The organism is Bradyrhizobium sp. STM 3843, assembly GCF_000239815.1.
GTDB lineage: Bacteria > Pseudomonadota > Alphaproteobacteria > Rhizobiales > Xanthobacteraceae > Bradyrhizobium.
On sequence record NZ_CAFK01000013.1, the window covers coordinates 1 to 2,980 of the forward strand.

1 protein-coding gene is annotated in these 2,980 nt (G+C 59.3%); it reads right to left on the reverse strand.

Going from position 1 to position 2,980, the window contains the following annotated elements; all coding sequences use genetic code 11:
• Positions 1–2,649 precede the first annotated feature (2,649 nt).
• Positions 2,650–2,980: hypothetical protein (locus tag BRAS3843_RS41860; RefSeq protein ID WP_210161386.1), on the reverse strand; the 331-nt coding region annotated here is incomplete at its 5' end.

Below are 2,980 nucleotides of genomic sequence, written 5' to 3' on the forward strand. Positions count from 1 at the left end.
AGAACAAGCGCGTTCACCAACAAAGACTTCGAGCAGCCTTGCCCAGCCTGATTTCGGCGATCTTGCTGCATCTGTTGGACTTTCGGGAGCGGCCCGAGAGAAGGATTTCTGGAGAGAATAGATGGTTGCCGAAAATCTTATTGCAAGACTAGTTAACATGATCGCCCAGGGCCAAACAAAGAAGGAGTTGTTGTCGCGCTATGCTCCGCCATCTCGCGGCGATGTTCTTCACGACGGGATGGTCGGTTCTGGGAAAACTTGGGGTGGGATCCTCGGCGGAGCTGCCGGATGGGCTGGCGGGCAGGCGGTCGGTGGCCTGCCGGGAGCAGTCGTCGGTTCAACGGCGCTCGGAGCCGGCGGATCACTCGCAGGCGGGTGGGGGGCCCACGGAGCTTATCGTGAAGGGCAATTGATCAGAGACATCCTGTCGAATCCCCAGGATTGGACCGTCGATGCAGCTGGTGCGATCGTGCCTGTGACGCCGCAATCGCCCGCGGCGTCGAATCAGGGGGATCGCGACGTCCCTGATATGAAAGGGGCGCGAGCACCGCAGCCGACACCTTCGATGTCGAGTGATCCATCGGGCTCGGCATCCTGGGCCGCGCCGTCCAGCACGCCTGCTGCCTGGCCGTGGTGGGCTCAACCAAATCTAGGAGTTCTGCCCCCTGCTGGGCTATCAGGTGTGCCGACCGCTGCTGCGCCGCCCACTCATCGGCCGGGCGGCATTCCCGGCATGATCGCCGATCTCACAGGCCGCGATGTATCCGATCCTACTCAGTCCCAGCCGCCTGCCGGCGGCCTACTTGGAATGATCCAGGAGTACATGCGGTCCAATCCGGCTGGAAGCGGAGATCGGTGATTGGCATTTTGCGGGCCAAACGCTGAGTCCAGAACAAATATCTGCAGAGAACCAGGCCGATCGCCATCCAAAGATAAATCCTGTGTTCGTTCGAGATCGCACCTCCGAGCCGCTCGCGCCCCATCTCGGTCAGTTGTGTAGGATCCATATGATCAAAGCGAAACCAGAGCCGATGGATGAGGCCAGGTTTCATCGAGTCCAAGCCGCCAGCTCCTGACAACAAATTATTATGCAGAACGCGAACATCATTCATCCACCGTCCAACCAAGACCGTGAGGACGGCTAGCCAGATCAGAAGTGGAATCATCGAGGTAAATATCATTCGCGGGTGACCATGCCTGTCCGTGCCGTTGCTCTCTCCTCTCAAGCGGAGGCGTCACGGATGCGGAGGAGGCAAGAGCAGGGGTAACAAGACAAACAGCGGGACATCCATCGTCCAGAGCAGCAGAAATCTTTCACCCCACTGTGCCCTCGAGAGGAGCCGGCGACCTGCCTCGGTCAATTTGGCCGGATCGACATGGACAGCCAATTTGATAATCCCGAATCGGAAAAAATCATTAGGGCGCGCATCGGGAGCTGGGTGTCTCAGGGCGCTATACAGCAGCACACGCGCTCTGTGGGCGATCGCAAGTATCCCGGCCAACCAGGCGAGCACGATCAAGTCTGGAACATGACTCATCATCAGAATTCGTCCGTCTCACGTTCTGAAGCGGCAAGCAGGTCTGCACGAGGGAGGCGTGCCTCTCGGACAACTTTTTTACAAATATGGAGGAAGAGTTGTCGGTCAACAAGAATGGAAACCTGCGTGCAGACGGAATTTCGCTGTCGGTCCCAACGCTGTTTGGCCGCTTGGGCGGGACCTACTATTGGAATCCAGGTGCGCCCGGCACACCGCCTTTCACAGTGACTCGATCGTTGGGTGGGCCAGGGTTTGGCGCTCATCCGGTCCATTTGCGTCCGGGCCTTTCGTCGCAGGACACTCTCGGGAAAGGGATTACCGGAAATCTGTCTGTGGGAATTCCCTTCGTCAGCGTCAGCGGCGTCACGCCGCACGGATGGCAATCTCCAGGAAAAGCAAAAGCAAAAGAAACCGTGGTCGAGTGGGGAATTGGGTCGCCAAACGCTTCTCCGGCTCTCACCGAGACATGGACGCCGGCTCAAATGCCGACTTCATCCACACATATATCTTTCCGCCTGCAATGGGTCCGCTGGACGAACTCTCTCCCTTCGCCCGGACGCTCCAGGCCTGCCTGGAATGATGAAATCATACGCGATTCCGCAGCGGCCGCAGGTGTCCCAAGCCGCAACAATGTTTTTGAGTACGGATTTCCAGCACCAGACGGCGGTCAGCCGCGGACGGACGTGGCGCCTCAGACTAACAGGTCGACTGCACAACTCGCTCCGTCTGCCGGCCCGACGCCAGGCGGTGGTTTTGCTACGTCGGCCCGTGCTGCTCCCACCGGTCCAAAGTGGTCGCCGTCCTCTCAAGTGCCGGATTTCCCCTCGCAGCCGCCGTCCAATTTGTCCTATCCTGGTAACTCCCTATCGTTCGCAGGGTTCTGAAACGATCGCTGGTAGGCTTCCCGGCCTGATCGCATCCGTGACCGGCAACGATCCATCGGATCCAGCACGAGTCCAGCCGCCGGCAGGTGGTTTGCTCTGCCTCATTCAGGACTACATGCGTAACAATCCGGTCGAAGGCCGAAGCCGTTGATCGCCGCACGCCGCATGGTCTTCTTCATCTCTGACGAGTTCATCATCATGACCATGTTCCTGCTGTCGGCACCCCTTCACCCGGCGTCCGCACCGATCACGCACGACGTCACCATCGTCACCACCCGCAAACTTGCCCAGGCGCGGTGATGGGCGTGCCGCCAGATGAGTTCGGGATCGAGCGCGGTGCGCGCTCGACCCGCGACTGCAACTATTGTCTCGGCCAAGTCGGGAAAAGAAGGGAGCGTGGTGGTTCGCGGAAGGCAAGCGTCTCGACCGCCGCGCAGCCAGTGAACGATTAATTTGGCCGGTCTCTCAGGATAGCGATGCGCATGCGATCGCGAGCTTTCGATGATCGTCGCGTCCTTCGAAAACAGATCGCGTCCCTCGGGGCGCATATTGACATTG